Below are 8295 nucleotides of genomic sequence, written 5' to 3' on the forward strand. Positions count from 1 at the left end.
GGCCGGAAGGCACGACTCCCCCCGCCTCCCCTGCCCCGCGCGGCTCACGCCCGAAGCGCGGTGGACCGAAGAAGCATTAGCATCGCGGGCGGTGCGCTCTTGCACCGCGAGGGGGAACCGCCATGCGTTCAAGCATTCTCGTCCTGGGCCTGATGGCCTTCACCGGAGCGCTCCAAGCCGAAGCCGCGGACAAGCCCGTCGCGCTCATCTGGAAGGGCTCCAAGGACAAGGCCGAAGCCGAAGGCCAGGTGTACTCCTGGGGCAAATTCGAGAAGCTGTTCGAGAAGACCGGCCTCACCCTTCCGGAGGGCCACCCCAGGCTCGTCCAGAGCAAGACCGTCCCGGGCCTCAAACCCGGCTTCTGGGTCTGGCTCCTGGGCACCTGCCCGTCCGACGACGCGGGTCCCGTCCTCGAACACCTCAAGCTGCTCGCCCCGGGGACGTACTCCCGCGAGGTGAAGCTCCCCACGAAGAAGCTCGCCTGCCCCAAGGCGCCGGAGTCCCCGCTGCTGGCCCGGGACGAAGTCCTCAAGGTTCCCCCGGACGCGACGTTGCGCGTGTTCACCCAGGAGGAAACAGAGTCCCCCGACGAAGAGGGAAACGGCAACACCGTCTCCCGGACCCGGTTCCACTTCGTCCTCTTTAGCAAAGACGGCGAGGTCCTCGACACGGCGGACACCGAGGGAGACATGGACGTCAGCGGAAACGACTCATCAGGGCCCATCGCCTACCGCTGCACGAACACGCGACTCGAAACGTCGAAGAACAAGGGCAAGGTGGTCCTCACCCGCCAGTGCGGCGCCAGCGGCTTCGCTGAGTGTGGCTCCATGGTGTCCGCGGACGAGAGCGTCACCGTGACCGCGACCGACCTCGCCGTGTCCGCGAGCGCCATGGAGCGCACGAACATCGAGCACGCCGAATGCGAATGAGCGCGTCCGCTCAAGGGAAGCGGTACACGGTGACGTAGCCGTCCTGGTGCACCATCTCGCCGCCCAGTTCGTCCGTGATGAACTGGTGGCGGATGGGGTGGAAGAAGTGCGTCACGTACCACTTGAAGTGGTGCTCCTTCAGGTAGCGCCGCATCTCGTCGCGCTCCTCTGGCGTGACGGTGCCGAACGCGTTGCGCATCCCTTCCGCAGCGCGGATGAGCCGCGAGTTCACCAGCGCCGACTCCCGCACCGGCAACCGGGACAGTCGGGCGTACGACACCGGCTTGCCGTGGAACATCTGCTCCCACTGCCCCTGCACGTTGTCCGTCAGCACCGCCGCGGGCATGGGCGCGTCGCGAATCTCGTTGAACACCGGCGGCAACCGGGGAGTGGAGGGCACCACCATCTGGAGGCCCCGGTACTCCACGTTCGGAATCAGCGCCACCGCGAGCGCCACCGCCACGCCCAGCCGCGCATCCCGCCGGGACGCCCACGCGCCCGCGTGCGCCGCGGCGAACGCCACCAGCACCGACAGCGACAGGAGCGTGAGCAGGATGAAGCGCACCGGCATGCCCCCGCGCGAGAACAGCGGCACCACGTGCTTGAACACCACATACGGCATCGGAATCTGGACCTTGAGCGGCACGTTGAACGCCGTCAGCGGCTCCGACAGCGCCAGGTAGACGGCCAGCGCCAGCAGCAGCAGCACGTCCCGCCGCCACACCCGCTCCCGCCACGCGGGCACCAGCGCCACCGCGAGCGCCACGGCGAAGAGCAGCACCACCGGCGACACCCGGTCCTCCAGGCCGATGTTGAGCACCGTGCCCATGGACAGCACCGCGAAGCCCAACCCCAGCCCCAACCAACGGCGTCCCTCCGGCACGCCCCGCCACAGCGCGAAGACGGCCAACAGCGGCGTCAACCAGCCCAGGAACGTGCCGGTCTCCTCCAGGTTGGTCGACATCTTCATGCGCATGACGTTCAGGGAGAACTCACGCGCCTTCGCGGGCAGATCCGCCATCCAGGCCGAGCGCGTGTCCGGAATGAAGAACGCGTACAGGTCCGTGAAGTAGTCGGAGTCGCCGTGGTGGATTTGCAGCGGCGCGGGGAACGCATGCAGGAGCAGCGGCACCATGGGCGGCACGCACGCGAGCCCCGCCGCGATTCCCGCCACCGCCGCCCGTCGCACGAGCGGATCCTTCCACGTGTCCAGGGACAGCAGCGGCCCCCGCTTCCACCGCTCCGCCACCACCCACAGGAGTGAGAAGAGCGCGATGTAGACGAGGTAGTAGTAGTCACACAGCAACACGTACAACGCGCACAGCGCCAGCCCCACCAGCCACTTGCGCTTGCCCTCGTCCAGCCAGCGGAAGAAGCAGAGCAGGTAGAGCGGCAGTCCCTCCAGCGCGGTGAGGTTCAGGTGCGCCGTCGCGTGGGTCAGGTGGTAGCGCGAGAAGTTGAACACGCACGCGCCCGCCAGCGCCGCCGCCGCCGCGAGCCAGGGCCCATGGCCCGCGCGCTCCAGCAGGTAGCGCAGGAGCAGCCACGACGTGTAGCCCGTCAGCACGAACGAGCCGAACAGCACCACGTTGTACGCCGTCTCCACGGACATGAACGGCAGCAGCACCACGCCCCACAGCGTCTTGGCGGGGGCCAACGTGTGCCAGTACAGCTCGGCGCCCAGGGGCCAGTGGAGGAAGGGCACGAAGAAGGGGTTCTGCGGCTGCACCCAGAGGGCCTGCCGCATCCACCACAGGTGCCACATGTTCATGTAGACGTCTTCGCGTCCGCCCATCACGTATCCCTTCATCTGGGACACGAGCGGCCAGGTGTGGAACGCCGACAGCGCGAAGAACGTGAGCAACACCAGCGGGTGCAGCACCCGCCGCATCAAGGGGGACATAGGCGCGAGGGAAGGCTTAGAGGGGCCGCTCGGCGGCCATCAGCATGTTGTCGCCCAGGTTGAACGGGATGGACCAGCTGGACGGCACACCCCGCCGCACCAACTCCAGCACCGGCGCCGAGGGCGTGAAGCTCGCGCCCACCTTCCGCAGCAGGTAGTCCGCGGAGATGATGTGCGTGTACGTCCGGACGTCCGTGACGCGGAAGCCCACTTCCTCCAGCATCATCGCCAGGGTGCGGCGGCCGAAATAGAAGAGGTGCATGTCCATCAGCCACGGCCACTGCCCGCCCATGAGGCGCGCCAGCAGACTGCCCGCGTCGATGGTGGACAGGTAGATGCGGCCGCCGGGGCGCACCAGCTTGAGCGCCGCCTTCAGCTCCTCGCGCGGATCCGCGAAGTGCTCCACCACGTCCCACAGCGTCACCACGTCGTACTGAAGGCCCTTCGCCGCCAGCTCCCGCAGGGGGAGTCCGTGCACCGTGAAGCCCAGGCTCCGAGCGTTGCCGGCCGCCCAGCGCGACAGCTCCAGCCCCTCCGGGCGGAAGCCCGACTCGCGCGCCACATCCAGGAAGTAGCCGCAGTAGGCGCCCACATCCAGCAGCGTGCGGTTCTGGGCAGGCCCCAGCTCGCGCAGCACGCGGCGGAAGGTGTGGTAGCGGTTGTCCTTCTCCGCGACGTAGAGCGGGTCCTCCACGTCCTGGTACGCCTGGAGCAGCGTGTCCGGGGACACGAGGGGCCACTGGAACATCATCCCGCAGTCCTCGCAGCCCCAGATGGGCGGGTGGCTCCGGTGGCCAAAGGACGTGCAGTTGTAGGCCGCCGCGCCCTGGGCCTGGGTGCCGCCGCGCGCCCGGTGACGCAGCCGCAGGCGCCCTCCCTTGCACAGGTAACAGGCATCCGGCACGGGGGCCAGGTGCGGTTCGGAGGCACGACGTGCGGCGTTGTCCATCATGGCGGCGCACCGTAGCCGCTGGGGCCCACCGCCTCAACACGTCGGGCGGAGCAAATCCGGCCCATGACGTCCATCGCACCCGCCAGCCTCCAGGCCCTAAGCTGCCTGCCTCCCCGAAGTCCCGTGACATGCGCGCCTTGAACGACCTCGCCTCCGCCCCTGCCCCGGCGCTCCAGTTGGGCCTCCCGGGATTCACTTTCGAAGACCTGTACCGCCCCAGTGGCCTGCGCCGGCTGGCGGAGCGCTTCGACGCGCGACTCCAGGGCGACGCGCCCGACCTGTTCCAGACCTTCGACGCCTACCGCAAGTCCGGAGGCGCCAGCCTCTCCGGTCCGGCGGAGTCCGAGCTGCTCATCCAGGTGGCCCGCCACGTCTCGCGCTTCGTCGCCACGCTCTTCGGCATCACACCGGAGACCGAGCGACTGGCCAGCCACTTGCGCGGAGAGCTGCCCCTCTTCGACTTCAAGCGCGAGTTCATCACGCGCCGCGTCTTCAAGAAGGGCGCGCAGGACCGTCCGACGCTCGCGGAGTTCCCGTCGCTGGACGCGCGCATGCGCCTGCTCATGCAGCTTGGCTTCCCGGACGCGCTCGCGCACGGCGACCTGGAACGAGGCCTCGCGGAGTCCATCCTCACGCTGCTCGACCTGGAGCGGCTCTACTCCGGCAACCTGCCTCCCGCGCACCAGGAGCGCGCCCCCGCCCTGCGCGAGCGGTGGGCCGCCCTGCGCGCCAGGCTCACCGCCACGCCCGAGGGCGAGGACGCGTTCGGCTCCAGCCTGGTGATGAAGGGCGACGACGCGGCGGAGCTCCAGGCCGTGCGCGCGCTGCTGTCGCTGGCGGACCGGTGGACGTACGCCCGCGCGCTGCACCCGGAGACCAAGGCCCTCTTCCACACCTGGCCCACGCTGCGGCTGCCGAAGCCACTGGTGTTCGACCAGCTGGTGCAGTTGCAGCGCCCGGACGCCCAGATGGAGGAGAAGACGGAGGGCCTGGAGCACCACCTGCGCCACCGCGACGGCTTCAAGCTCACCGACCGCCGGGGCACCCCGCGCGACGTGATGAACGAGGTGGACTATTGCGTCATCTGCCACGAGCGACAGAAGGACTCGTGCAGCAAGGGCTTCCCCGCGAAGGACCCGGTGGCGGAGGGGCACTCGTTCAAGAAGAACCCGCTGGGCATCCCGCTCACCGGCTGTCCGCTGGACGAGCGCATCTCCGAAGCACACGCGCTCAAGCGCGAGGGTGACTCCGTGGCCGCGCTGGCCATGGTGACGCTGGACAACCCCATGTGCGCGGGCACCGGCCACCGCATCTGCAACGACTGCATGAAGGCCTGCATCTTCCAGAAGCAGGAGCCGGTGAACATCCCGCTGGCGGAGACGGCCACGCTCACGGACGTGCTGGCCCTGCCATGGGGCTTCGAAATCCACGGCCTGCTCACGCGCTGGAACCCGCTCAACATCCGCCGTCCGTACGCGCTGCCCTACGTGGGCCGCAACGTGATGGTGGTGGGCCTGGGCCCCGCCGGCTACACGCTGTCGCACTACCTGCTCAACGAAGGGTTCGCCGTCACCGGCGTGGACGGCCTCAAGATTGAACCGTTTCCCGACGAGCTGGTGGGGCGCAACGGCCACGCGCTCCAGCCCATCCACGACTGGAGCAAGCTGACGCGCGAACTGGACGAGCGCGTGCTGGAGGGCTTCGGCGGCGTCTCCGAGTACGGAATCACCGTGCGTTGGGACAAGAACTTCCTCACGCTCATCCATCTGACGCTCGCGCGCCGAGAGGGCATGCGCATCTACGGCGGCATCCGCTTCGGAGGCACGCTGACGGTGGAGGACGCATGGGAGCTGGGCTTCGACCACGTGGCCATCGCCGCGGGCGCGGGCCGCCCCACCATCATCGGGATGAAGAACAACCTCATCCGGGGCATCCGCAAGGCGTCCGACTTCCTGATGGCGCTGCAGCTCACGGGTGCCTTCAAGCGCGACTCGCTGGCGAACCTCCAGGTACAGCTGCCCGCCATCGTCATCGGCGGAGGCCTCACCGGCATCGACACCGCCACGGAGCTGATGGCGTACTACCCGGTGCAGGTGGAGAAGACGCTGGAGCGCCACGAGAAGCTGGTGGCGGACCTGGGTGACGCCACCGTCCTCGCGCGCCTGGACGCCGAGGAGCGCGCCACCTACCAGACCTTCCTGGAGCACGGCCGCGCCGTCCGAGCCGAGCGACACAAGGCCCAGGCGGAAGGCCGCGCGCCGGACTTCATCCACCTGGTGCGCGCGTGGGGCGGCGTGAGCCTGGTGTACCGCCGGGGCCTCACGGAGTCCCCTGCCTACCGCCTCAACCACGAAGAGGTCTCCAAGGCGCTGGAGGAAGGCATCCGCTTCATCGAACGGATGAGTCCCACGGAGGCGCTGCAGGACGACTCGGGCGCGGTGCGCGCCATCCGCTTCGAGCGCATGGTGACGGTGGACGGCAAGCTCAAGGGAAGCGGCCAGTTCTTCGAGCTGCCCGCGAAGACGGTCTGCGTGGCCGCGGGCACGTCCCCCAACGTCACCTACGAGAAGGAGTACCCGGGCACCTTCCAGCTCGACGAGGCGAAGGAGTACTTCCAGGGCCACGAGCTGGTGGAGGACGGCAGCGGCTTCAAGCTCCAGCCGGTGGAGGCCCAGGAGGATCCCGAGGCGAAGGTGGGCTTCTTCACGTCCTACCAACGCGACGGCCGCTTCGTGTCCTTCTACGGCGACAACCACCCGACCTACGCGGGCAACGTGGTGAAGGCCATGGCCAGCGCGAAGGATGGCCACCCGCAGGTGGCGCGCCTGTTCGCGAAGGAGGTCGCGGGCCTGGACTTCAACGACACGGCCGCGCAGGACGCGCGCGAGTCGAAGCGCGCCACCCACTTCGCGACGCTGGACGAAGCCTTCCTCGCCACCGTCGTCGGCGTGAACCGGCTCACGCCGACCATCGTGGAGGTGGTGGTGAGGGCGCCCTTCGCCGCCAGCCACTTCTCCCCCGGCCAGTTCTACCGGCTCCAGAACTTCGAGCGGAACGCGCCGCTCGTGGACGGCGTGCGCCTCACCATGGAGGGCCTGGCCCTCACGGGCGCGTGGGTGGACAAGGAGAAGGGCCTGATGGGCACCATCGTGCTGGAGATGGGCTCCTCCTCCCGCCTGTGCGCGGCGCTCAAGCCCGGCGAGCCCGTCGTGCTGATGGGCCCCACGGGAGCGCCCACGGAGATTGGCCACAACGAGACGGTGGTGCTGGTGGGCGGCGGCCTGGGCAACGCGGTGCTCTTCTCCATCGCGCGCTCGCTCAAGGCGGCGGGCTGCCGCGTGGTGTACTTCGCGGGCTACCGGCTGAAGGCGGACTCGTTCAAGCAGGATGAGATTGAAGCCGGCACCGACCAGGTCATCTGGTCCGTGGACGCAGGCGACCTGCTGGACGTACGCCGCCCGCAGGACGCGGCCTTCCGGGGCAACGTGGTGCAGGCCATGGTGGCCTACGCCGAAGGGAAGCTGGGCGTGAAGCCCGTCATCTCCTTGAGCGAGGTGGACCGCATCATCGCCATCGGCTCGGACCGGATGATGCGCGCGGTGGCGGAGGCGCGGCACGGCGTGCTCCAGCCGTTCCTCAAGCCGGGGCACGAGGCCCTCGGGTCCATCAACTCCCCCATGCAGTGCATGATGAAGGAGATCTGCGCCCAGTGCCTCCAGCGGCACGTGGACCCCGTCACCGGCAAGGAGACGTGGGTCTTCTCCTGCTACAACCAGGACCAGCGGCTGGACCACGTGGACTTCGTCAACCTGAACCAGCGCCTGCGCGGCAACACGGTGCTGGAGAAGCAGGGTGACGCCTTCCTCGCGCAGCTCCTGAAGAAGGCGCCCCAGCTCAAGCGGGTGTAGCTACCGCCGTATGCCCGCGAAGGCCTTGAGCATGTCCTGGTAGTTCTTCGTCAGGTCGGCCTCGCGGGCCAGCACCACGTCCACGTTGGCGTCGCCGAACTCCCGGCGCGCCTCCGGGAGCTTCTGGAAGGTCTCCACCTGGAGCCGCATGGACTCCACCTGCGGCGCCAGCTCCTTCTGCTGTTCCTCCGGCATGCGGGCCTGGAGCGCCTCCAGCTTCTTGAGCTCCTCCTCGTACTGGAGCGTGCGCCCCATCTGCCGCTGGCTGATGACGGCGGTGACGACCTCCGCGATGCGGTTGACCTCGTCCGTGGACAGCCCCGCCGCCTGGCGCGCGTCGACCTCCGCCTGCGCCTTGCGCTCGATGAGCTTCAGGCCGCTCCTGGCCTTCTCCATCGCCTGGGGGGTGCCCGCGTCCAGGAGCGGCCCCATGTCCTGGAGGCTGCGCATCAGCGACCCGTACACCTCCAGCATCTTGCGCTGGTAGCCGACGTACGCCTCCAGCTTCTCCTTCGTCAGGGCGTAGGGGCCGGACGCCACGTCGTCTCCAGCCTCCCTGGCCTCCCCACCCTCCAGGCGGGCGACCGTGCCCCTGGCGTCACC

5 protein-coding genes are annotated in these 8295 nt (G+C 68.9%); 2 read left to right on the forward strand and 3 right to left on the reverse strand.

The features are described from left to right. Positions 1-122 precede the first annotated feature (122 nt). Positions 123-929, forward strand: a complete 807-nt coding sequence (locus D7V77_RS38320; protein WP_120581177.1) for a hypothetical protein — start codon at positions 123-125, stop codon at positions 927-929. Between the two features lie 10 nt (positions 930-939). Here the strand turns inward: D7V77_RS38320 and D7V77_RS38325 are convergent, their stop codons facing one another. Next, positions 940-2832 carry a hypothetical protein gene (locus D7V77_RS38325; RefSeq protein WP_120581178.1) on the reverse strand — a complete coding sequence of 631 codons (1893 nt, stop codon included), beginning with the start codon at positions 2830-2832 and terminating at the stop codon, positions 940-942. A gap of 16 nt (positions 2833-2848) precedes the next feature. After that, complete coding sequence (locus tag D7V77_RS38330) at positions 2849-3784, reverse strand: class I SAM-dependent methyltransferase (protein ID WP_233597490.1); 936 nt, start codon at positions 3782-3784, stop codon at positions 2849-2851. Between the two features lie 128 nt (positions 3785-3912). Here D7V77_RS38330 and D7V77_RS38335 point away from each other — a divergent pair, with 128 nt between their 5' ends. Then, on the forward strand, positions 3913-7692 hold the full coding sequence (locus D7V77_RS38335; RefSeq protein ID WP_120581179.1) for an FAD-dependent oxidoreductase: 3780 nt from the start codon (positions 3913-3915) through the stop codon (positions 7690-7692). Here D7V77_RS38335 and D7V77_RS38340 read toward each other — a convergent pair. Beyond that, positions 7693-8295: hypothetical protein (locus tag D7V77_RS38340; protein ID WP_120581181.1), on the reverse strand; the 603-nt coding region annotated here is incomplete at its 5' end.

The sequence above is a fragment of the Corallococcus sp. CA041A genome, from assembly GCF_003612075.1.
GTDB lineage: Bacteria > Myxococcota > Myxococcia > Myxococcales > Myxococcaceae > Corallococcus > Corallococcus exiguus.